The organism is Amycolatopsis sp. NPDC001319 (assembly GCF_042896185.1).
Classification (GTDB): Bacteria; Actinomycetota; Actinomycetes; order Mycobacteriales; family Pseudonocardiaceae; genus Amycolatopsis.
Genome location: NZ_JBIAWY010000003.1, coordinates 404,102 through 423,657, shown reverse-complemented (window position 1 = coordinate 423,657; position 19,556 = coordinate 404,102). Strand labels below are relative to the sequence as shown.

Genomic DNA, 19,556 nt, shown 5'->3' with positions numbered 1-19,556 from the left:
GCAGATGCGCGCGCGACGTCCGCTCGTCCGGCGGCTCGGGATCGGTGGCCGCACGGGTGTCGTCCTGCTCGCGGCCGGGCTCGGGGTGCTGTCGCCGTTCGCGGTCGTCTCGCCCGCGTCGGCACAGCAGGACACCGGTGCCGCGGGCACCTGGGCCACACCGCCGCAGGTGGACGGCAGCGCCCTGCCGATCGACGAGCGCAAACCGGACCAGACCTACCAGAAGAAGACCGAGTGCGTGAAGCGCAGCCTCGGGCAGAACATCGAGATCAACACGATCCCGTGGGGCCAGAGCTACCTGCAGCTGGACAAGGCCCAGCAGATCGTGCGCTCGGCCAAGGGCACGGTCGGCGGTGGCATCACCGTCGCCGTGGTCGACACCGGCGTCACGCCGCACCCGTGGTTCCAGGGCCGCGTCGAAAGCGGCGGTGACTATGTCGCGACGCCGGACAACGGCGCCCTGCCCGGCCTGCAGGACTGCGACGGCCACGGCACCGAGGTCGCCGGCATCATCGCGGGCAACCCGCAGGACTCGAAGGTCGGCTTCATCGGGGTCGCGCCCGACGCCACGATCCGTTCGTACCGGCAGCTGAGCTCGAACTACGCCGTCGACGAGAACGCCTCGAGCAACACCGGGCAGCCCGGTGGCGGCACCGGCACTCCGCCCGGCAACCAGAACGGCAGTACCCCGCCCAGCGGCCAGAACGGCGGTCAGCTGCCCGGCAACGGCGGCGGTGGCGGTCAGGTCAGCGGCGGTACCGCTCCCCAGCAGAACGACAAGGGCGACCCGCGTCAGCTGCAGAAGGAAGGCACCGCGGGCACGCTGAAGACGCTGGCCGAGATCATCCGCGGCATCGCCGAGCGGGGCGAAGCCAGTGTGATCAACATGTCGGTGGACCACTGCCGCGCGGCCGACGGGACCGGCAGCATCCAGACGGGCGAACAGCAGGTGCAGGCCGCGGTGCATTTCGCGGCCGAGCACAACGTGGTGGTCGTCGCGGCCGCAGGCAACGTCTCCGACGACTGCCCGCAGAACGACCAGGCCGACCCGAACAAGCCGCGCTCGATCGTCACGCCGCCGTGGTTCGCCGACGACGTCCTGTCGGTCGGCGCGATCGACGAAACCGGCGGGGTCGCGTCGTTCAGCGTGCACGGGCCGTGGGTCGGCGTCGCCGCGCCGGGCACCGACATCGTGTCGCTCGACCCGGCCGAGGGCTCGACGGGCCTGGCTAACCTGACCATCGAGGGCACCACGCAGTCGCCGATCCAGGGCACGAGCTTTGCTTCGCCGTATGTGGCGGGGGTGGCCGCGCTCGTGCGCCAGATGTACCCGCAGCTCAACGCGCGCCAGGTGATCCAGCGCATCGAGGCCACCGCGCAGCACCCGGCCGCGCCGGGCGGGCGCGACGACTTCGTGGGCTACGGCGTGATCGACCCCGTGGCCGCGCTCACCGCGAACCTGCCCAATGACGTGGGCGAGCTCGCGAAGCCGAAACCCGTGGTGCAGACCGCGGTGCTGCCGCCCGCCGACTCGATGAGCTCCACGCCGATGATCGTGGCGCTGGCCGGCACCGGCGGTGGCATCGTGGCGCTGCTGATCACGCTGTTCGTGATGCACACGATCCGGCGCAACCGCCCGACCGGCCCGCCGAGCTGAGCCGCACCCGTCCGAAGACGCTGAAGGGGCCGTACACCGCGGAAAAGCGGTGGGCGGCCCCTTCCGGTCAGTTCTGGGGTTTCTTGGCCTTGGCGGGCTTCTGAGGGTCCTCTCCGATCACGGGCGGCGTGACCGGCGCGGGATCGCCCAGGAGCTCGGAAGGCTTGGCGGGCGTGCGGTTCTTGGCCTGGCGCGAGCCGCCACCGCCGCCGCCCATCCCGCCGCCGCCCATGCCCATGCCGCCCATCGGCATCATGGGCATCATCGACATGCCGCCGGACTCGTTCGCTGCGGCCGGCGCGGGCGCCGGGGCGAGGCCTTCGGGTCCGATCGGCGGCACGCCCGCCTGGCCCGGGGTGAGCCGAGGGTCGGCGCCGGTTTCCTTGCCCTGGTGGGGTTCCTCGGCCGCGGACGCCGAAACGGAGTCGTCGGCCGACGGTGTCGTGGCGTCGGTGTGGGTCGCTGCGGCTTCGGTGTGCGCCACACCGGTGTGAGCCACGGCCTGCTGAGCCGCGCCGTCCTGCGTCGGCTGCTCCGATGTGGACGGCCCCGCGGTGCCCGTCGACGGCTGCTGCGACGGCGCGGAATCGCTTTCGTGCAGCCGGAACTGCTCCTGCGGGTAGTGTTGCCGCACGGCGATGCTCGACTGCTCCCCCGCCGGTGCGTCCACGCCGTTGCACAGCTGCGCGAAGTGCTGCAGCACGTCCTCCGCCGCGTCGTACAACGACTTCACCGACTGCTCGGTCTCGCGCAACTGCGCGCGCGAGCGGCTGACGCCACCGACGGGCAGCATCGCCGACTCCGACAGCAGGTCGGCCGAGTCCACAAGCACGTCGGTGGCGTCGCCGACGATCTTGCGCAGCGATCCGGCCAGCTCCTCGAGCGCGCCCGCCAGCTCGTCGAGCGCGTCCTCGACGCCTTCGCTCGCGGACCGGATTTCACCCAGGTAGGTGACGAACGCGTCGGCGTCGTCACCAGACCACGACGCGTCGAGCCGGCCGAGCTCGTCGGCCAGGTCGGCGGACACGCCGCCGGCCGTCTTCGCCGCGGTGCGCAGGCGTTGGGCTTCCTCTTCGAGCTCGGTCCAGCGTCCCACGAGCGGCCGGTAGTACGTCTCGACGGGGTCGGTCACGCCGAGCTCACCCGCGAGCTCGGACACGAACGTCAGCGACGGCTCCGTCACGACAGCCCCCCGGCCCGCTTGATCTGCTCCGCTGCATCGGCGTCGCGCTGCGCGTGGCCGGCGGTGAGCTGGTCCAGCGCCTCCGCGGCCGAACGCAGCGCGGCCGCACCTGCCTGCAGCTGCTGCCGCAGCGCCCCGGCCGCCCGCGCGTACGACTGGTCCAGGCCGAGGCGGCCACCGAGCTCGCCGTACGCCTCGGCCGTGGTCGCTCCCGCGCCGACACCGCCCGCGGCTGTGTCCAGTTCGTCGGCGGCCAGCGCGACCTTGGCCGCGTAGCCGCCGACGACTTCGCCGTCGATGTTCAGCGCGTTGTTCCCCGCTGCCACGACATCCCTCCGCTCACCCGACTGTCTTCGAGTGTGACGGACGCGAACCCGCTTCAGTTCCCCGCCGGCTGCCCGGCCTGCTGGTTGGTCGGCGAGGAGAACGAACCGGCGTTCGGGTCGATCGGCACGGAGTCGAACTGCTTCATCACGTTCTGCGTGTTCAGCGACGAACCCGTGGGCAGCAGGCCGATGATCGACTCCGGCGCGGGCAGCGCCTCGGTCAGGCCGAGCGCGCCGGCCGTCGCCTGGTCCGGCACGCCGTAGCGGAGGCCGCGGTCGCTGATCAGCTGGATCGGGCCCTTGAAGAACGTCGCGCTCGACTCGGTGGCCGATTGCACCACGGCGCCGAAGCCCGGCGGCATGTAGAACCCGGTGATCGGCAGGCCGTTCGGACCGGTGTTGCTGATGCTCTGGACCTTGCTCGAGCCGTCGGCGTTCGTCGTCTCGGCCGGCAGGCCCTTGCTCACGTACACCGAGGTGTGGGCGGCCTTCCGGTTGCTGTCGAGCGACCAGCCGAGGCACGCCACCGGCGAGCCCTGCGTGGCGTCGAGCACGACCGGGGTCTGTTCGGGGTAGTTCTCGACCTTCACGAACCCGGGGTCGGTGGGCTGCAGCCGGCGGACGTTGTTGATCTTCTCCAGGCCGAGGTCGGTGATCTTGCTCCCGCCGCCGTTCTTCGCCACGCGCACGATGTCGGCGACCGCGGACGAGACCTTCTGGATGCCGTCCTGGGTGATCAGCCAGAACTCCGTCGGCGCACCGGACGGGCTCGTGGAGAACACGTCGCCGACGGTGAGGCCGTCGAAGTCCTGCGGCGGCGTCTCACCGGCACCCGGGACGACCGGCGGCACCAGCTTGCCGACGTCGGGGATCGCGTTGAGGAACGCCTGGGAAGCCTTGCGCGCCTTGGCCGGCAGCTGCAGCGCCGCCCGCACCGGGTCGTTGTCGCCGAGGTCGACCTCGGCGCGCACGGTGTTGGCGTCGGGCCGGGCCTGCGTGGCCTGCAGGCGGTAGATCAGGTAGGTCTTGCCGTCGTCCGCGCGACCGAGCAGCGCCTGGCCCCGGGCGAGTTCCGTGCCGACGTTCGCGACGCCACCGATCACGGTCGTGTCGGTGCGATTCACGCTGTCGGGTTGCGGCAGCCGCGTGTCGAGCGCCACCTGATCGCAGACCGCCCAGTTGGGGGAAATGCGCTGGGCGATATCGGGCAGAAGTTGTGGCCCATCGGGAATGCCGGTCAGCTTCTCGCGCGGAATATTCTTGAGCTGTTCATCGGAGACGACGGTCGGATTGACCGCCGCGGCCGGCGCGGCATTCGCCGGAGGCTGCGCTCCGCCTTGTGCGCCTTGTCCTTGCTGCTGCGTCTGCGCAAGAAGGATCAGGCGCGCGGAAGCGAGGTTGAACGTAGGAATCAGTTTCTGCGGATTGCCCGTGACCACGTAAACGGTGCCGGACTGCTCACCGATCACGATGCCGCCCGACGCGGGTACCGACGGAGCGGGGCTGAGCAGGGCGATCAACACGAAAACGACCGCACCGAGCACACCGAGGATCACCCCGACGACGGTCGCCCGCGAGTGCGTGCGCATCGGGTCGTGGAGCATCACCGCGTCGCGGCGGACGAGCGCCGACTGCATCCGGCGCATGACGAACTTGTAGGCCTGAACCTGTGACTTAGTCGTGGGTGTTGATGGCATTCTCGACCTACAGTCCTCCCCGTCGCGGTACGGTTCCGCAGGATAGCCGTACGGGGACCGTCTGGTGTGGGGTTTCTACCAACTCAAGCTAGGGTCGGACACCTCGGGACCGGCTTTCCGGGAACGTAGCACTCACGAGGGGAAGAGAACGCGCGGATGTCCGTCACCACGCCTCCACGTCCGCCAGGGCCCCCCGGGCCACCGCCGCCCGGAGGACGTCCTCCGGGCCCGCCGCAGCGGCCGGGCAGAGCAGGCGGACCGGGTGGACCTGGTGGCGTGCCGGGCGGTCCTGGCGGCCCCGGCGGAGTCCCGCGTGGCCCCGGAGGCCCGGGCGGTCCCGGTGGACCCAGCGGACCCGGCGGGCCCGGCCCCCGTGGCGGCGGCCCGGGTGGACCCGGCGGTCCGGGTGGACCCGGCGGCCCTGGAGGTCCGGGGGGACCTGGCGGGCCCGGTGGACCTGGCGGCGGTTCCGGCGGTCCCGGTCCTGACGGTCCCGGTGGCTCGCCGCAGGGCGGTGGCACCGCGATCGCGACGCGTCTGGCCCCGCCTTCGCGTCAGCGTTCCGGCGGCATCAACCTCGGCCCCCTTCCCGTGTCGAACCTCGTGCTCCTCGAGGTGGGTGTCGCGATCGGACTCGTGCTGCTCGCCATCAACACCGACCAGCTGAAGTACATCGCCATCGGCGTCGCGGCCGTGTTCCTCATCTTCGCGTTCCTGCGCTGGGGCGGGCGCTGGTTCACCCAGTGGCTCGGCCTCACGTTGCGCTACCGCTTCCGTTCGCACGACCGCATCGCGACCCCGCCGCCGCCCAGCAGCCTCGAAGAGCTGGCCGCCGAGAACACCACCGTGACGGGCCCGGACGACGCGCGCGTGAACCTGCTGCGCCTGGCCGTGCCGGACCTCGTGGTGGCGCACGGCGTCGACCACGAGCGCCAGCAGGTCGGCCTCGCCTGGAACGACGGCACGTGGACGGCGGTGCTCCTCGTGGAGCCGACGCCCGCGCTGATCACCCAGGCCGGCGGTGCGCCCAGCCTGCCGCTGTCGGCGCTCGCGCCGTGCCTCGAGGACCGCGGTGTGGTGCTCGACTCGATCCAGATGATCTGGCACAGCTACCCGGGTTCCGCGGCGCTGCCGTCGGACTCGCCGGCGCTCAGCTCGTACATGGAGGTGCTCGGCCCGCTGCCCGCAGCGGCCCGGCGCACCACGTGGATCGCGATCCGCCTCGACCCGCGCCGCTGCCCGGAAGCGATCCGGGAACGCGGTGGCGGCGTCGTCGGCGCCCACCGCGCGCTGATCGGTGCGCTGTCGCGCGTGCGCAACGCGCTGGAGTCGCAGGGCGTGCCGACGCGGCCGCTGGACCCGGACGAGCTGCTGCGCGCCAGCATCTCCGCCGCGGAGCTCACGGCCGTGGCGGGCTCGTCGACGAAGGTCACGCTGCAGGAGAGCTGGACGGGCGTCACGGCGGCCGGCATCGGGCACTCCAGCTACGCGATCACGAGCTGGCCCAAGGGAAAGATCACCGGCAGCCTCGACGCGCTCACGAGCGTGCGCGCGCTGTCGGCCACGGTCGCCATGTCGATTTCCCCCGCCGCGGACGAGGGCCGCATCGGCCTGCGCGGCGTGGTGCGCGTGAGCGCACGCAACCCGCGTGAGCTCGAAGCCGCCGACCAGCGGCTCAAGTCCGTTTCGGAGCGGCTCGACGTCGACCTGACGCCGTTGCGGGGTCTGCAGATCTCCGCGTTCGCCGCCACCCTGCCGATCGGAGGTACGGCATGAGCACCCGCCTTCGCGACGCCGGGCAGAACCCCGGCGTGGCCCCGGAGTTCACCGTCGACCCCGCGATGCTCGACGCCATCAGCCCCTCGGGCGACCGCGGCGGCATCGTCCTCGGCTCGGGCCTGAAGGGCGAACCGCTCACCATCTCCGCCCTGCGCTCCGCGCCGACGCGCATCGTCCTCGTGGGCGGGCTGTACCTGGCCCGTCAGGTGGCGCTGCGCGCGATGGCGGTGGGTGCGTGGGTGGTTGTCGCAACCGGGCGCCCCGCGGCCTGGCAGGTGCTCTCCCAGGCCGCCGGCAACCGCGACGGCCGGCCCTCGCCGCTGGTGCAGATCCGTCGCCTGTCGCCGGTCGAGCTGCCGCGCCCGTCCGAGGACGCGCCCCTGCTCGTGGTCACCGACGGCGGCCCGACCCCGCAGGACCTCTTCCCGCCGCGCTCCCCGTGGCAGACCACGGTCTACGTCCTGCCGTACCTGCACCCGCAGGCCGGCGCGACGGCCAACGCCGCGGATCTCGTGCTGATGCAGCGCCTGCCCGCCGGCCAGGCCGAGCTGGCGGCCCGCATCTGGCGCCTGCCGCCCCAGATGATGCGCCAGCTGACCACGCTGAAGGACGACCAGGTCGTGGCGCTGGGCCGCAACCTGTGGCGTCCGCTGCGCCTGGTGACGACGCAGAAGGAGCAGCAGCTGCTCGGCCCGGTGCGCCGGGGCGACTGAGCCGGTTTTCGCTTGGGTGAAGGCCTCCTCGACGGGTTCGAGGAGGCCTTCGCTGTGTTCAGATCAGGAGTTCGGCGACGGCACTCGGGGCTTCCCGCATCGCGTTGTGGGCGGTGGGGAGGTCGTGGACGTGCCAGCCCGGATCGGCTTCGAGCCGGGCGCGGAGTCCGGCGAAGGGGGTGCGGTCTTCCCAGCCGGAGCAGTAGACGAAATCGTGCCGGGGCACCCGGTCGACGGCGCCGGTGAGCCGGATCGTCTGCACGAGGGAGGCGAGGGGGTGGGGACGGCGACGGGGATCGCCGCCGTGCGGGGCGCGGAACGGCGGACGGACGGCGTGGCCCGTGTCAGCCGCACCGGCCACGAACGACTGCCGGTAGCCCTCGGTGGTCAACGACCAGCACGACTCGCCGTCGCGCGGAACGTAGGCGTCGAGATGAACCAGCCGGGAGACACGCCCGCCCGCGCGGTCGGCAGCGGCGGAGATCACCATCCCGCCGTAGCTGTGGCCGACCAGCGTCGCGTCGGTGATCCGGGCGCGGTCCAGGAGGCTCACGACGTCCTCGGCGTGAGTGTCGAGGTTGGCGCTCGCAACCGTCGCGGCGTCATCGTCGGGCCGCAATCCCGTCAGGGTCAGGGCGTGGACGGTGTGCCCGGCCCGTTCCAGCAGCGGGACGACCGACTCGAACGTCCAGGAACCGTGCCACGCACCGGGCACGAGGACGAACGTCGCCATGGCAGATCTCCTTCTGGGCTCGCGATGGGGAACCCCACCAGGTCATCACCCCCACGGCGTGGCTCACCACCGATAAGCCGCCTCTTGATGCCCGTTCGCCGCCAAGCTCGGTATCCGGCTCCGGCAGGCCGCGAGTGCGCTAGCGGTGCGCCAGCAGGTGCGCGTCGAGGAAGCCGCGCTCGGATTGCGGGTCGTGGACGAGGCGGGCGGACTCCGTGAGGCCGGCGCTGGTGAGCAGCTCGGCGAAGTGGTCCACCGGCCAGCTGTAGGCGGGCGCCACTTTGTGGTCGAAGCGGACCGGCTCCGGAGCGTCGGTCGCGAAGAACGAGACGAGCGCCAGACCGCCGGGCGCCAGGACGCGGGTGAGCTCGGCCAGGAGCGCGGGCACTTCGGCCGGCGAGGTGTGGATCAGGGAGTAGTGGGCGACCACGCCGCCGAGGGAGCCGTCGTCGAGCGGCAGGGCTTCCGTGCGGGCCTCGTCGAAACGCAGCGCCGGGAAGGACTTGCGGGCGTGTTCGACCATGCCCGGCGAAAGGTCGAGGCCGCGGGCGGCCAGCCCCTGGTCGGCGAGAAACGCGGTGATGTGTCCGGGGCCGCAGCCGATGTCGGCCACCTGCGAATTCTCCGTCGCGGCAACCAGTTCGGCGAAGGTGCGGACCATGGTTCGCGTGAACGGCATCGTCTCCAGCGTCCGATCGGCGAAGAGCGACGCGTACAGCTCGACGACGCCGTCGTAGGCCGCCCTGGTCTGATCCTGGTGCTCCCCCATGAGGAGAGAAGCTACAGGTCCTCGGCGGAGCGGACGTTGCGCGTCTGCTCGGCACGCGCGGCGAGTTCCGCGTCCGGCGGGTAGTCCACGGCGGTGAGCGTGAGGCCGTGGGCCGGGGCGACGGCGCTGTCCCGCGTGCCGCTGGAGAGCACCTCGGCGGGCCAGGAACGGGGGCGGCGGCCGTCGCCGACCATCAGCAGCACGCCGACGAGGCTGCGGACCATGGAGTGGCAGAAGGCGTCGGCTGAGACGCGGACTTCCAGCAGGTGCTCGTCGAGCCGGGTCCACTCCAGCTGCTGCAGCTCGCGGATCGTGGTCCCGCCCTCGCGCTGCTTGCAGTACGCGGCGAAGTCCTGCAGACCCAGCAGGTCCGCGGCGGCCTCGTTCATGGCGTCCGTCGACAGTGGACGGCCCCAGGCGAGGGTGTCGTTGCGGCGCAACGGGTCGACGCCCCACGGCGCATCCGAGACGCGGTAGCGGTAGTGGCGGCGGATGGCCGAGAAGCGGGCGTCGAAGCCCGCCGGGGCGACGCGGGCGCCGAGCACCCGCACGTCGGCGGGCATCAGCTTGTTCCAGCGGCCCGTCATGCGCGCCAGGTCCGGGATGCCGTGCGCGTCAACCGGCACGCGGCCGGGAGCATTCGGCTCCAGCGGGACGACGTCGACGTGCACGACCTGACCCGTCGCGTGCACGCCGGCGTCCGTGCGGCCCGCCACGACCACCGACTTGGGCACGGACGCGCCCGGAGGCTGGCGCTGCAGGGCCGCTTCCAGCTCGGCCTGCACGGTGCGTCGGCCGGGCTGACGGGCCCAGCCCGAGAAGTCCGTGCCGTCGTAGGAAACGTCCAGGCGCAGACGAACGAGCCCGCCCTCCCCGGAGGGAGTGGCGGGCTCGTCCGGTGTCGACTGTGCTGTCAGGACTTCAGTCCTTCTTGGCGTCCGCGTCGTCAGCGGCAGCCTCGTCGGCGGCGGCCTCTTCCGAAGCAGCCTCCTCCGAAGCCGCGGCCTCGGTGGTCTCCTCGGCCGGAGCCTCGGCGACGGCTTCGTCAGCAGTGGTCTCCTCGACCACGGCGGTCTCGGCCGGCTTCTCGTCCTTCGCGAACTTCGTCTTGCGAGCCCGCTCGGCTTCCGACGTCACGGTCTTCTCCGCGACCAGTTCGATGACGGCCATGGCGGCGTTGTCGCCCTTGCGCGGCATCGTCTTGGTGATGCGGGTGTAACCGCCGGCGCGCTCCGCGAAGTGCGGACCGATCTCGGCGAAGAGCTTGTGCACGACGTCCTTGTCACGCACGACCTTCTGCACCTGGCGACGGTTGTGCAGGTCGCCCCGCTTCGCCTTGGTGATCAGCTTCTCGGCCAGCGGGCGCACCCGGCGGGCCTTCGCCTCGGTCGTGGTGATCTTGCCGTGCTCGAACAGCTGCGTGGCCAGGTTGGCCAGGATCAGCCGCTCGTGCGCGGACGACCCGCCGAGCCGGGCTCCCTTGGTAGGGGTGGGCATTGGTTCTCCTAGTTCAGCTGCACAGCTCCAGGCCTACGCGGCCTTACAGCTGCTCCGTCTCTGCGTAGTCCTGGCCATCGTCGTGGCCCTCGTCCGAAATCCCGCCGCCGATGCCGGCCACGCTGCCCGACCAGCCCTCACCGTCGTAGCTCGAGGCAGCCGCGGTCGGGTCGAACCCGGGCGGGCTGTCCTTGAGCGCCAGGCCGAGACCGACCAGCTTCAGCTTGACCTCGTCGATCGACTTCGCACCGAAGTTGCGGATGTCGAGCAGGTCCGCCTCGCTGCGCGAGACGAGCTCGCCCACCGTGTGGATGCCTTCGCGCTTGAGGCAGTTGTACGACCGGACGGTGAGGTCCAGGTCCTCGATCGGCATCGCGTAGGCAGCGATGGTGTCCGCTTCCTGCGGCGACGGGCCGATCTCGATGCCCTCGGCGTCGACGTTCAGCTCGCGAGCGAGACCGAACAGCTCCACCAGCGTCTTGCCCGCCGACGCGACCGCGTCGCGCGGCGTGATCGACGGCTTGGTCTCGACGTCCAGGATCAGCTTGTCGAAATCGGTGCGCTGCTCGACACGAGTGGCCTCGACCTTGTACGTCACCTTCAGCACCGGCGAGTAGATCGAGTCGACCGGGATACGGCCGATCTCGGCGCCGGCCTGCTTGTTCTGCAGGGCCGGAACGTAACCGCGGCCGCGCTCGACGACGAGCTCGATCTCAAGCTTGCCCTTGCCGTTCAGGGCCGCGATGTGGAGGTCCGGGTTGTGCACGGTGACGCCGGCCGGGGGCACGATGTCGGCTGCCGTGACCTCACCGGGGCCCTGCTTGCGCAGGTACATGGTGACCGGCTCGTCCTCTTCCGAGGACACCACGAGCTCCTTGAGGTTCAGGATGATGTCGGTGACGTCTTCCTTCACCCCGGGAACGGTGGTGAACTCGTGCAGCACGCCGTCGATGCGGATGCTCGTCACGGCCGCGCCCGGAATGGACGACAGCAGCGTGCGCCGCAGCGAGTTGCCGAGCGTGTAGCCGAAGCCGGGCTCCAGCGGTTCGATGGTGAACCGGGAGCGGGTCTCGTTGACCGTCTCTTCGCCGAGAGCCGGCCGCTGGGAAATCAGCATTTCTTCTGGTTCCTTTCCAGACGACGCCCGCCATATGACGTCGAAGGGATGGCGCGGCGGCGGCGCACCTGTTGCGCCGCCGCCCGTAACTCAGCCCGGAAGCTGGGTTACTTCGAGTAGAGCTCGACGATCAGCTGTTCCTGAACCGGAACGTCGATCTGCGCACGCTCCGGCAGCTGGTGGACCAGCACGCGGAGGTTGGACTGGACGACCTGCAGCCACGCCGGGATGGGGCGCTCGCCGAAGGACTCCTTCGCCACCACGAAGGGCAGCATCGAGAACGACTTCGGCCGCACGTCGATGATGTCCCACTTGGAGACCTGGAAGGACGGGACGTTGACCTTGACGCCGTTGACCAGGAAGTGGCCGTGGCTCACCAGCTGGCGCGCCTGGCGGCGCGTGCGGGCGATGCCGGCGCGGTAGATCACGTTGTCCAGCCGGGACTCGAGGATCTGCAGCAGGTTCTCACCGGTCTTGCCCGGACGCCGAACGGCTTCCTTGTAGTACCGGACGAACTGGCGCTCGAGAACGCCGTAGGTGTAGCGAGCCTTCTGCTTCTCCTGCGACTGCAGGAGGTACTCGGACTCCTTGATGCGCCCGCGGCCGTGCTGGCCTGGCGGGTAGGGGCGACGCTCGAAAGCCTGGTCGCCGCCGATGAGGTCAACCTTGAGGCGACGCGAAATACGCGTCGCGGGGCCGGTGTAACGAGCCATTTCTTCTTACTCCTCCCCGTTCCTCAGACCCGGCGCCGCTTGGGCGGGCGGCAGCCGTTGTGAGGCTGCGGGGTCACGTCCTGGATGGTGCCGACCTCGAGACCGGCGGCCTGCAGCGAGCGGATCGCCGTCTCGCGGCCCGAACCCGGGCCCTTCACGAAGACGTCGACCTTCTTCATGCCGTGCTCGGCAGCCTTGCGGGCCGCGTTCTCGGCGGCCATCTGCGCGGCGAACGGGGTGGACTTACGCGAGCCCTTGAAGCCCACGTGACCACTCGACGCCCACGCGATCACGGCGCCCGTGGGGTCCGTGATCGAGACGATGGTGTTGTTGAACGTGCTCTTGATGTGCGCGTGACCGTGCGCGACGTTCTTCTTTTCCTTGCGGCGGACCTTCTTGGCCCCCGCCGCAGTACGAGACTTCGGTGGCATGTTCTGAGGGTTCTCCTGTTAGCGCGCGTTCTCTTGGTGAGCGGCAACCGCTTCGGCCTGACCGCGTCGGATGATCGATCCGGCGTCGGTGTACAGGTTCCGCAGCGCCATCGGGCGGGCGTAGAGCGCCTTGGGCGAGACACAAGCCGTGCCGCGACGGTTCCCGCCGCCCATCTGCACGACCTTCTTGCCCTTGACGCTCACTTCTTGCCAGCCTTCTTCTTGCCGGCGACCGTCTTCTTCGGACCCTTGCGGGTGCGGGCGTTGGTCTTGGTCCGCTGACCGCGGACGGGCAGACCACGACGCCAGCGCAGGCCCTGGTAGGTGCCGATCTCGATCTTGCGACGGATGTCGGCGTTCACCTCGCGACGCAGGTCACCCTCGACCTTGAAGTTCTCGTCGATGTAGTCACGAAGCTTGATGAGGTCCTCATCGCTGAGGTCCTTCACGCGGGTGTCCGCGTTGAGCTCGGCAGCAGCGATCATCTGCTTCGAGCGGGTACGGCCGATGCCGTAGATGTAGGTCAGCGCGATCTCCAACCGCTTTTCGCGGGGGAGGTCTACGCCAGCGAGTCGTGCCATGGGCGCTGTAGCTCCTTCTTCGATTTCATCTTCAGGTCTTCTCCCCGTCCGGTTCCGGAACCGACTCGCCTGTCGTGCCCGCGGCTTGCGCTGCGGGTGTCCCGGCCCCGGCCTGAAGTCCGGGGGTGAACCGGACCGCTCACGCGGCCCGGCAGGTGCGGGGAGGGTGTGTAGCCGTCAATCCGCTCTGCTGGAGTGCGGTGCTCAGCCCTGACGCTGCTTGTGACGCAGGTTCTCGCAGATCACCATGATCCGGCCGTGGCGGCGGATCACCTTGCACTTGTCGCAGATCTTCTTGACGCTCGGCTGGACCTTCACGTCTCCGACTCTCCTGCTTCTTCTCAGCTCTTCGTGATCACTTGTAGCGGTAGACGATGCGACCACGAGACAAGTCGTAGGGCGAAAGCTCCACGACGACCCTGTCCTCGGGCAGGATGCGGATGTAGTGCTGCCGCATCTTGCCGCTGATGTGGGCAAGAACTTTGTGGCCGTTCTCCAACTCGACGCGGAACATCGCGTTGGGGAGCGGCTCGACCACGCGGCCTTCGACCTCGATGGCCCCGTCTTTCTTAGCCATGTCCTCCGCAATCCCTGAATGCACGCTTGATGCACACAGCGTGATCGGTTTGAGCTCGAGTCCCTTGCTTACTGGGGTGCTGCTCCGGCACACTCCACCCCGACTCCGAGTGTTCGCGAGAGTTCACGAGCGCGCAGGAACCGGCGCGATGAGTACGCCGACTTGACAGTGTACGCAACTCGTGTCGCGACCCCCAAACGGGGGGTAACTGTGCTACAAGCCGACGGTAGGGCGCCAGGGTTCCAGTATGCCTGAAAACGAGCCGACCTGCGAGAATCGCCTGGTCAGGTGAACTTTGCCGGCAGGGTGAACGCCGTATCAGTCCTCTTCGGGCGCGGTGAGCACCCAGGGACCGTCCTCGGTGATGGCGACGGTGTGCTCCCAGTGCGAGGCGCGGGAGCCGTCGGCCGTGACCACGGTCCAGCCGTCCTCGAGCTCCACCGTCTCGCCGCCGCCCCCGGTGAGCATGGGCTCGATCGCGAGCGCCATGCCGACCTTGAGCCGCGGGCCCTTGCCGGGCTTGCCGACGTTCGGCAGGAACGGGTCCATGTGCATCTGGCGGCCGATGCCGTGGCCGCCGTACTCGAGGATCATCCCGTACTCGACGCCGTTGTCGCGGCCCGCCTTCTCGGCCGCGGTCTGCACGGCGAACGAGATGTCAGTGAGCCGGCCGCCCGCGTGCACGGCCTCGATGCCGGCCCACATGGACTTCTCCGTGGCGGCGGACAGCGCGAGGTCCTTCTCGCTGACGGCGCCGATCGCGAGCGTCACGGCGGAGTCGCCGTGCCAGCCGTCGAGGATGGCGCCGCAGTCGACCGAGATCAGGTCACCGTCGGCCAGCACCTGCCGGCTCGACGGGATGCCGTGGACGATCTGCTCGTTCACCGACGCGCAGATCGACGCGGGGAAACCGTGGTAGCCCTTGAAGGACGGCACGGCCCCCGCGTCGCGGATCGTCTGCTCGGCCAGCTCGTCGAGCTCGGCGGTGCTGACCCCCACCTGCGCACGCTCGCGCACGGCGGCCAGGGTCTTCGCGACGACCAGCCCTGCCGCCCGCATCGCCTGCAGCTCGCCCGGCGTCTTGACCTCGATCATGCGCCCACGGCGGAGCACTTGCAGAACACGCAACCCTCCGAGATTCACGTGCGGTCGCGCAGCGCTTTCAGCACGCGGTCTGAGATCTCCTGCACGTCGCCCACGCCGTCGACAGCCACCAGGATGTCGGCGTAGTACTCCAGCAGCGGGGCCGTCTCGGACCAGTAGATCTGCTGGCGGCGGCGGATGACCTCTTCGGTGTCGTCGGCGCGGCCACGGGCCATCAGCCGGGACACGACCACGTCCTCGGGCACCTGCAGCTGGATCACCGACTCGAGCGCGCAGTCGGATTCCTTCAGCATCTCGCCGAGGACCTCGGCCTGCTTCGTGTTGCGGGGGAAACCGTCGAGCAGGAAGCCGGCCTTCGCGTCGGGCTCGGCGAGCCGTTCGCGGACCATCTCGTTGGTCACCGAGTCGGGGACGAGCTCACCCGAGTCGAGGTAGCGCTTGGCCTCCTGGCCGAGCGGCGTCTCCTGGCCGACGTGGGCGCGGAACAGGTCACCGGTCGAGATGTGCGGAACCCGCAGCTGCTCCGACAGGGCCACCGCCTGCGTACCTTTACCCGCGCCGGGCGGGCCGACGAGAACCACTCGCGTCACTTCAAGAACCCTTCGTAGTTGCGCTGCATCAGCTGGCTTTCGATCTGCTTCACGGTGTCGAGGCCGACACCCACCATGATCAGCACAGCCGTGCCACCGAACGGGAAGTTCTGGTTGTTCCCGCTGCCGGTGAGGGACAGGAAGAAGTTCGGGAGGATCGCGATGATGCCCAGGTACAGCGAGCCCGGCAGGGTGATCCGGCCGAGGACGTAGCTCAGGTATTCGGCGGTGGGACGGCCCGGGCGGATACCCGGGATGAAGCCACCGAACTTCTTCATCTCGTCCGCACGCTCGTCGACGTTGAACGTGATCGTGATGTAGAAGTACGTGAAGAAGATGATCAACGCGAAGTACAGCAGGATGTGCACCCAGCTGCTCTGGTTGACCAGGTAGTTCTGGATGAAGGCCTGCCAGCCGGAGTTGCTGTTCGGGTCGCCGATGAGCTGGCTGAGCAGCTGCGGCAGGTACAGCAGCGACGACGCGAAGATGACCGGGATGACACCGGCCTGGTTCACCTTGATCGGCAGGTACGTCGACGTGCCGCCGTACATCCGGCGGCCGATCATGCGCTTGGCGTACTGCACCGGGATCCGGCGCTGCCCCTGCTCCACGAAGATGACGCTCGCGATGATCACCAAGCCGAACACGCAGATCATGACCAGGGCGACCGCGCCGCCGTTGCTCATGATGTTGGCGCCCTCGGTGGGGATGCGGGCCGCGATGTTCAGGAAGATCAGGACCGACATGCCGTTGCCGACGCCGCGCTCGGTGATGAGCTCGCCCAGCCACATCATGACGGCGGTGCCCGCGGTCATGGTGCAGACGATCAGCGCCAGCGAGTAGACGCTGTTGTCCGGGATGATCTGCTGCTGGCAGCCCTGGAACAGGGTGCCGCGGTCGGCCAGCGCGACAACGCCGGTGGCCTGCAGGATCGCCAGGGCGATCGTGAGGTACCGGGTGTACTGCGTGAGCTTGTTCTGGCCGGCCTGGCCTTCCTTCTTCAGCTCCTCGAACCGCGGGATCACCACGGTCAGCAGCTGGATGATGATGCTCGCCGTGATGTACGGCATGATGCCGGTCGAGAACAGCGACAGCTGGAGCAGCGCACCACCGCTGAACAGGTTCAGCAGCTGGTAGACGCCCTGCTGGTCGGCCTGAGAGCTACAGGCCTGCACGGCGGAGAACGAGATCCCCGGGGCCGGGATGGCGGCACCGATCCGGTAGACCGCGACGATGGCTAGCGTGAACAGGATCTTCTTGCGTAGATCCGGCGTCGCGAGAGCCGAGCGGAAGGCGCTGAGCACGCGGGGGACCTCCTCGGCGTCGTCGGCTGTCCTACCGACGATCGGCTTGGCCGGCACGAGACCGGCGGGAACACAGCTCACTGGCAGGCAAGCCAGGAACGCCTCAGGGCACACTGGTCCCGAAGCGTGTGGCCGACTCTAACAGCTTCACAGGGCGTGTCCGCAGCGCGTGTGCGTTTTCCGTCTCAGCCGGCTTCGAGACGCCTGGGGCGATGCCGCAGGTTGGACCGTTCGCAGGCGAAATGATCACCTGTTCGGCCCCGGTCTTCAGTCGTGTGCCGGTGGCCGCTACACGGTGGACGCGCGGGGCCGGGCCGGGTTGCTTCGTTGGCGCACAACGGATCGGGCCGCGGGCACCGACTGCCGCTCGGCCGGCCGCGAACGTCCTCAGTGGCCCTGAGCGGACCCGTCGGGCCCGCTCCCCGCGACGGCCGCGAACGCGCCTGTGGAAGAGCCCACACAACGACTCGGGCCCACCCAGCGGTGCGCTGGATGGGCCCGAGTCGGGTATCAGTGCTTCAGGTGCCTCAGTTGGCGGTGGCGGAACCACCGGCAGCTTCGAGCTTCTCCTTGGCAGAGCCGGAGAAACCGTCCGCGGTGATGTCCAGCTTCACGCCGTTGACGTCGCCGTTGCCGAGGACCTTCACGAGGCTGCCCTTGCGGACGAGACCGCCCGCGACGAGCTCCTCGACGCCGATCTTGCCGCCGTCCGGGAACACGCGGGCGATGTCGCCCACGTTCACCGGCTGGTACTCGGTGCGGAAGCGGTTCTTGAAGCCACGCAGCTTCGGCAGCCGCATGTGGATGGGCATCTGCCCACCCTCGAAGCCGGCGGGCACGTTCTTGCGGGCCTTGGTGCCCTTCGTACCGCGGCCGGCCGTCTTGCCCTTGGAACCTTCACCACGGCCCACGCGGATCTTGTCGCGCTTGGCGCCCGGAGCCGGACGCAGGTGGTGGATCTTGATGGCCGTCATGCCTGGACCTCCTCGACCTCCACCAGGTGGCGGACGGTGTGGATCAGGCCGCGCACCTGGGGGGTGTCTTCACGCACGACGCTCTGGCGGATCTTGCGCAGCCCGAGGGTGCGCAGCGACTCGCGGTGAGCGTGCTTCGTGCCGATCTTGCTCTTGACCTGGGTGACCTTGAGCTGAGTCATGTCAGACCCCCTGGCCCGCGCGCTGGCGCAGCATCCGGGCCGGAGCGACGTCCTCGAGCGGGAGACCGCGGCGGGCCGCGACCTCTTCGGGACGCTGCAGACCCTTCAGGGCCGCGACGGTCGCGTGCACGATGTTGATCGCGTTGTCGGAGCCGAGCGACTTCGACAGCACGTCGTGGACACCCGCGCACTCCAGCACCGCGCGCACCGGGCCACCGGCGATGACACCGGTACCGGCCGAAGCCGGACGCAGCAGCACGACACCGGCGGCTTCCTCACCCTGGATCGGGTGGGGAATGGTGCCACCGACGCGAGGCACGCGGAAGAAGTTCTTCTTCGCTTCCTCGACGCCCTTGGCGATGGCCGCGGGAACTTCCTTGGCCTTGCCGTAGCCGACGCCGACCTGGCCGTCACCGTCGCCGACGACGACGAGGGCGGTGAAGCTGAAGCGACGACCACCCTTGACGACCTTCGCGACGCGGTTGATCGTCACGACCTTCTCGAGGTGCGGGGTCTTGTCCTGGGCCGCCCCGCCACGGCCGCTGTCGCGCCGGTCCCGGCGGTCGCGACGGTCACCGCGGTCGTTGCCGCCCTGACCGCCCGGTCCGCCCTGGCCGCCGCCGAATTGCCGCGTACGTCCCGGCATCAGGCTTTCCTTCCATTGACGAGCATCTGCATCAGAATTCCAACCCCGCCTCACGGGCGGCGTCGGCCAGCGCGGCGATGCGGCCGTGGTAGGCGTTGCCGCCACGGTCGAACACCACAGCCGAGATCCCGGCCGCCTTGGCGCGCGAGGCGACGAGTTCGCCGACCTTCGCGGCCTTGGCCTTCTTGTCGCCGTCGGCCGCGCGGACGTCCGCCTCGAGGGTGGACGCCGACGCCAGGGTGTGGCCGGCGAGGTCGTCGATCACCTGCACGGCGATGTGCCGCGAGGAACGCTTGACGACCAGCCGCGGACGAACCGGCGTGCCGCTGACCTTCTTGCGCAGGCGGAAGTGCCGACGGGCCTTCGCGACGCGGCGGCGGGTCGAGATGTCCTTGCCGACCGGCTTGCGCTTCGTCGTAGTCGTGTCGCTCATGATCACTTACCCGTCTTTCCGACCTTGCGGCGGATCTTCTCACCCTCGTAGCGCAGGCCCTTGCCCTTGTACGGGTCGGGACGGCGCAGCTTGCGGATGACCGCGGCGATCTGGCCGACCTTCTGCTTGTCGATGCCGGACACCGAGAACCGGGTGGGGGTCTCCACCTTGAAGGTGATGCCCTCCGGCGCCTCGATCTTCACCGGGTGGCTGTAGCCGAGGGCGAACTCGAGGTCCGAGCCCTTGGCCTGCACGCGGTAACCGACGCCGTGGATTTCCATCTTCTTCTCGTAGCCGGTGGTGACACCGACGACGAGGTTGTTCACCAGCGTGCGGGTGAGACCGTGCAGCGCCTTGGAGGTGCGCTCGTCGTCCGGGCGCTTCACCTGCAGCGCGCCGTCTTCACCGCGCTCGACGGTGATGGGCTCGGCGACGGTGTGCTCGAGGGTGCCCTTGGGACCCTTGACCTGAATGTGCTGACCGTTGATGGTCACCTCGACCCCGGAGGGGACGGCGACCGGCAGCTTTCCGATGCGTGACATGTCTGTGC

General features: G+C 69.6%; 25 protein-coding genes. 3 read left to right on the top strand and 22 right to left on the bottom strand.

Annotation, left to right across the window (positions count from 1 at the left end; genetic code table 11):
• Positions 1 to 4 precede the first annotated feature (4 nt).
• Positions 5 to 1,657 carry a S8 family serine peptidase gene (locus ACFY1H_RS12560; RefSeq protein WP_366575770.1) on the top strand — a complete coding sequence of 551 codons (1,653 nt, stop codon included), beginning with the start codon at positions 5 to 7 and terminating at the stop codon, positions 1,655 to 1,657.
• Positions 1,658 to 1,724: 67 nt separating this feature from the next.
• Here the strand turns inward: ACFY1H_RS12560 and ACFY1H_RS12555 are convergent, their stop codons facing one another.
• Genes ACFY1H_RS12555 through eccB form a run of 3 tightly spaced genes read right to left on the bottom strand, consistent with a single transcriptional unit; the run spans position 1,725 to position 4,863 of the window.
• Positions 1,725 to 2,840 carry a WXG100 family type VII secretion target gene (locus ACFY1H_RS12555; RefSeq protein WP_386946390.1) on the bottom strand — a complete coding sequence of 372 codons (1,116 nt, stop codon included), beginning with the start codon at positions 2,838 to 2,840 and terminating at the stop codon, positions 1,725 to 1,727.
• Entirely contained in the window at positions 2,837 to 3,166 is a 330-nt protein-coding gene (locus tag ACFY1H_RS12550) for a hypothetical protein (protein ID WP_366575774.1), read from the bottom strand. Before ACFY1H_RS12550 ends, ACFY1H_RS12555 begins: the two co-directional genes overlap by 4 nt.
• 53 nt (positions 3,167 to 3,219) lie before the next feature.
• Positions 3,220 to 4,863: a type VII secretion protein EccB gene (gene eccB, locus ACFY1H_RS12545; protein WP_386946388.1), complete on the bottom strand. Its 1,644-nt coding sequence runs from the start codon at positions 4,861 to 4,863 to the stop codon at positions 3,220 to 3,222.
• A 591-nt stretch (positions 4,864 to 5,454) separates the two neighbouring features.
• Here eccB and eccE point away from each other — a divergent pair.
• Both eccE and ACFY1H_RS12535 read left to right on the top strand, forming a co-directional pair.
• Positions 5,455 to 6,639 carry a type VII secretion protein EccE gene (gene eccE, locus ACFY1H_RS12540; protein ID WP_366575778.1) on the top strand — a complete coding sequence of 395 codons (1,185 nt, stop codon included), beginning with the start codon at positions 5,455 to 5,457 and terminating at the stop codon, positions 6,637 to 6,639.
• Positions 6,636 to 7,355, top strand: a complete 720-nt coding sequence (locus tag ACFY1H_RS12535; protein WP_326568117.1) for a hypothetical protein — start codon at positions 6,636 to 6,638, stop codon at positions 7,353 to 7,355. The genes eccE and ACFY1H_RS12535 overlap by 4 nt, the downstream gene beginning before the upstream one ends.
• Before the next feature lie 58 nt (positions 7,356 to 7,413).
• Here ACFY1H_RS12535 and ACFY1H_RS12530 read toward each other — a convergent pair whose 3' ends face one another.
• The 19 genes from ACFY1H_RS12530 to rplF all read right to left on the bottom strand — a co-directional run bounded on the left by ACFY1H_RS12530 (position 7,414) and on the right by rplF (position 19,548).
• Positions 7,414 to 8,088 (bottom strand): alpha/beta fold hydrolase, encoded by a 675-nt coding sequence (locus ACFY1H_RS12530; RefSeq protein ID WP_386946386.1) that lies wholly within the window; start codon positions 8,086 to 8,088, stop codon positions 7,414 to 7,416.
• Positions 8,089 to 8,227: 139 nt separating this feature from the next.
• Entirely contained in the window at positions 8,228 to 8,857 is a 630-nt protein-coding gene (locus ACFY1H_RS12525) for a class I SAM-dependent methyltransferase (RefSeq protein ID WP_366575782.1), read from the bottom strand.
• Positions 8,858 to 8,868: 11 nt separating this feature from the next.
• Positions 8,869 to 9,705 carry a tRNA pseudouridine(38-40) synthase TruA gene (gene truA, locus ACFY1H_RS12520; RefSeq protein WP_366575973.1) on the bottom strand — a complete coding sequence of 279 codons (837 nt, stop codon included), beginning with the start codon at positions 9,703 to 9,705 and terminating at the stop codon, positions 8,869 to 8,871.
• A gap of 73 nt (positions 9,706 to 9,778) precedes the next feature.
• Positions 9,779 to 10,354 carry a 50S ribosomal protein L17 gene (gene rplQ, locus ACFY1H_RS12515; RefSeq protein WP_366575784.1) on the bottom strand — a complete coding sequence of 192 codons (576 nt, stop codon included), beginning with the start codon at positions 10,352 to 10,354 and terminating at the stop codon, positions 9,779 to 9,781.
• 43 nt (positions 10,355 to 10,397) lie between these two features.
• Complete coding sequence (locus ACFY1H_RS12510) at positions 10,398 to 11,471, bottom strand: DNA-directed RNA polymerase subunit alpha (protein ID WP_285970652.1); 1,074 nt, start codon at positions 11,469 to 11,471, stop codon at positions 10,398 to 10,400.
• A 107-nt stretch (positions 11,472 to 11,578) separates the two neighbouring features.
• Positions 11,579 to 12,184: a 30S ribosomal protein S4 gene (gene rpsD / locus ACFY1H_RS12505; protein WP_326568113.1), complete on the bottom strand. Its 606-nt coding sequence runs from the start codon at positions 12,182 to 12,184 to the stop codon at positions 11,579 to 11,581.
• Positions 12,185 to 12,207: 23 nt separating this feature from the next.
• A complete protein-coding gene (gene rpsK, locus ACFY1H_RS12500; RefSeq protein ID WP_004558885.1) occupies positions 12,208 to 12,615 on the bottom strand; it encodes a 30S ribosomal protein S11 in 408 nt (135 codons plus the stop codon).
• An 18-nt stretch (positions 12,616 to 12,633) separates the two neighbouring features.
• Positions 12,634 to 12,819: a hypothetical protein gene (locus ACFY1H_RS12495; protein WP_285970654.1), complete on the bottom strand. Its 186-nt coding sequence runs from the start codon at positions 12,817 to 12,819 to the stop codon at positions 12,634 to 12,636.
• The gene (rpsM, locus tag ACFY1H_RS12490) at positions 12,816 to 13,196 is read right to left on the bottom strand and encodes a 30S ribosomal protein S13 (protein ID WP_204091690.1); all 381 of its coding nucleotides are present in this window, start codon (positions 13,194 to 13,196) and stop codon (positions 12,816 to 12,818) included. Before rpsM ends, ACFY1H_RS12495 begins: the two co-directional genes overlap by 4 nt.
• A gap of 204 nt (positions 13,197 to 13,400) precedes the next feature.
• Positions 13,401 to 13,514, bottom strand: coding sequence for a 50S ribosomal protein L36 (gene rpmJ / locus ACFY1H_RS12485; protein WP_004558882.1), 114 nt, complete (start codon positions 13,512 to 13,514; stop codon positions 13,401 to 13,403).
• A gap of 37 nt (positions 13,515 to 13,551) precedes the next feature.
• Complete coding sequence (gene infA / locus ACFY1H_RS12480; RefSeq protein WP_004558881.1) at positions 13,552 to 13,773, bottom strand: translation initiation factor IF-1; 222 nt, start codon at positions 13,771 to 13,773, stop codon at positions 13,552 to 13,554.
• Between the two features lie 318 nt (positions 13,774 to 14,091).
• The gene (map, locus tag ACFY1H_RS12475) at positions 14,092 to 14,868 is read right to left on the bottom strand and encodes a type I methionyl aminopeptidase (protein WP_386946382.1); all 777 of its coding nucleotides are present in this window, start codon (positions 14,866 to 14,868) and stop codon (positions 14,092 to 14,094) included.
• Between the two features lie 44 nt (positions 14,869 to 14,912).
• Positions 14,913 to 15,467: an adenylate kinase gene (locus ACFY1H_RS12470; protein ID WP_220246093.1), complete on the bottom strand. Its 555-nt coding sequence runs from the start codon at positions 15,465 to 15,467 to the stop codon at positions 14,913 to 14,915.
• Positions 15,464 to 16,771: a preprotein translocase subunit SecY gene (secY, locus tag ACFY1H_RS12465; RefSeq protein ID WP_360597836.1), complete on the bottom strand. Its 1,308-nt coding sequence runs from the start codon at positions 16,769 to 16,771 to the stop codon at positions 15,464 to 15,466. Before secY ends, ACFY1H_RS12470 begins: the two co-directional genes overlap by 4 nt.
• A 527-nt stretch (positions 16,772 to 17,298) precedes the next feature.
• Complete coding sequence (gene rplO / locus ACFY1H_RS12460; protein WP_386946381.1) at positions 17,299 to 17,745, bottom strand: 50S ribosomal protein L15; 447 nt, start codon at positions 17,743 to 17,745, stop codon at positions 17,299 to 17,301.
• A complete protein-coding gene (rpmD, locus tag ACFY1H_RS12455) occupies positions 17,742 to 17,927 on the bottom strand; it encodes a 50S ribosomal protein L30 (RefSeq protein WP_020643215.1) in 186 nt (61 codons plus the stop codon). Before rpmD ends, rplO begins: the two co-directional genes overlap by 4 nt.
• A 1-nt stretch (position 17,928) precedes the next feature.
• Positions 17,929 to 18,573, bottom strand: coding sequence for a 30S ribosomal protein S5 (gene rpsE / locus ACFY1H_RS12450; protein WP_004558874.1), 645 nt, complete (start codon positions 18,571 to 18,573; stop codon positions 17,929 to 17,931).
• Between the two features lie 31 nt (positions 18,574 to 18,604).
• Positions 18,605 to 19,012: a 50S ribosomal protein L18 gene (gene rplR / locus ACFY1H_RS12445; protein ID WP_364045225.1), complete on the bottom strand. Its 408-nt coding sequence runs from the start codon at positions 19,010 to 19,012 to the stop codon at positions 18,605 to 18,607.
• Positions 19,009 to 19,548 carry a 50S ribosomal protein L6 gene (rplF, locus tag ACFY1H_RS12440; RefSeq protein ID WP_366575792.1) on the bottom strand — a complete coding sequence of 180 codons (540 nt, stop codon included), beginning with the start codon at positions 19,546 to 19,548 and terminating at the stop codon, positions 19,009 to 19,011. The genes rplR and rplF overlap by 4 nt, the downstream gene beginning before the upstream one ends.
• Between the last annotated feature and the right edge of the window lie 8 nt (positions 19,549 to 19,556).

Bases quoted from the DNA above. Each gene is read 5' to 3' on its own strand.
- rpsD (WP_326568113.1), bottom strand. From the start codon at position 12,184: ATGGCTCGTTACACCGGCCCCGCGACGCGTATTTCGCGTCGCCTCAAG.
- ACFY1H_RS12560 (WP_366575770.1), top strand. From the start codon at position 5: ATGCGCGCGCGACGTCCGCTCGTCCGGCGGCTCGGGATCGGTGGCCGC.
- rpsE (WP_004558874.1), bottom strand. From the start codon at position 18,573: ATGCCGGGACGTACGCGGCAATTCGGCGGCGGCCAGGGCGGACCGGGC.
- rplQ (WP_366575784.1), bottom strand. From the start codon at position 10,354: ATGCCCACCCCTACCAAGGGAGCCCGGCTCGGCGGGTCGTCCGCGCAC.
- rplF (WP_366575792.1), bottom strand. From the start codon at position 19,548: ATGTCACGCATCGGAAAGCTGCCGGTCGCCGTCCCCTCCGGGGTCGAG.
- infA (WP_004558881.1), bottom strand. From the start codon at position 13,773: ATGGCTAAGAAAGACGGGGCCATCGAGGTCGAAGGCCGCGTGGTCGAG.
- ACFY1H_RS12525 (WP_366575782.1), bottom strand. From the start codon at position 8,857: ATGGGGGAGCACCAGGATCAGACCAGGGCGGCCTACGACGGCGTCGTC.
- rpsK (WP_004558885.1), bottom strand. From the start codon at position 12,615: ATGCCACCGAAGTCTCGTACTGCGGCGGGGGCCAAGAAGGTCCGCCGC.
- map (WP_386946382.1), bottom strand. From the start codon at position 14,868: ATGATCGAGGTCAAGACGCCGGGCGAGCTGCAGGCGATGCGGGCGGCA.
- rpsM (WP_204091690.1), bottom strand. From the start codon at position 13,196: ATGGCACGACTCGCTGGCGTAGACCTCCCCCGCGAAAAGCGGTTGGAG.
- ACFY1H_RS12530 (WP_386946386.1), bottom strand. From the start codon at position 8,088: ATGGCGACGTTCGTCCTCGTGCCCGGTGCGTGGCACGGTTCCTGGACG.
- ACFY1H_RS12535 (WP_326568117.1), top strand. From the start codon at position 6,636: ATGAGCACCCGCCTTCGCGACGCCGGGCAGAACCCCGGCGTGGCCCCG.
- eccB (WP_386946388.1), bottom strand. From the start codon at position 4,863: ATGCCATCAACACCCACGACTAAGTCACAGGTTCAGGCCTACAAGTTC.
- ACFY1H_RS12510 (WP_285970652.1), bottom strand. From the start codon at position 11,471: ATGCTGATTTCCCAGCGGCCGGCTCTCGGCGAAGAGACGGTCAACGAG.
- rplO (WP_386946381.1), bottom strand. From the start codon at position 17,745: ATGACGGCCATCAAGATCCACCACCTGCGTCCGGCTCCGGGCGCCAAG.
- rpmD (WP_020643215.1), bottom strand. From the start codon at position 17,927: ATGACTCAGCTCAAGGTCACCCAGGTCAAGAGCAAGATCGGCACGAAG.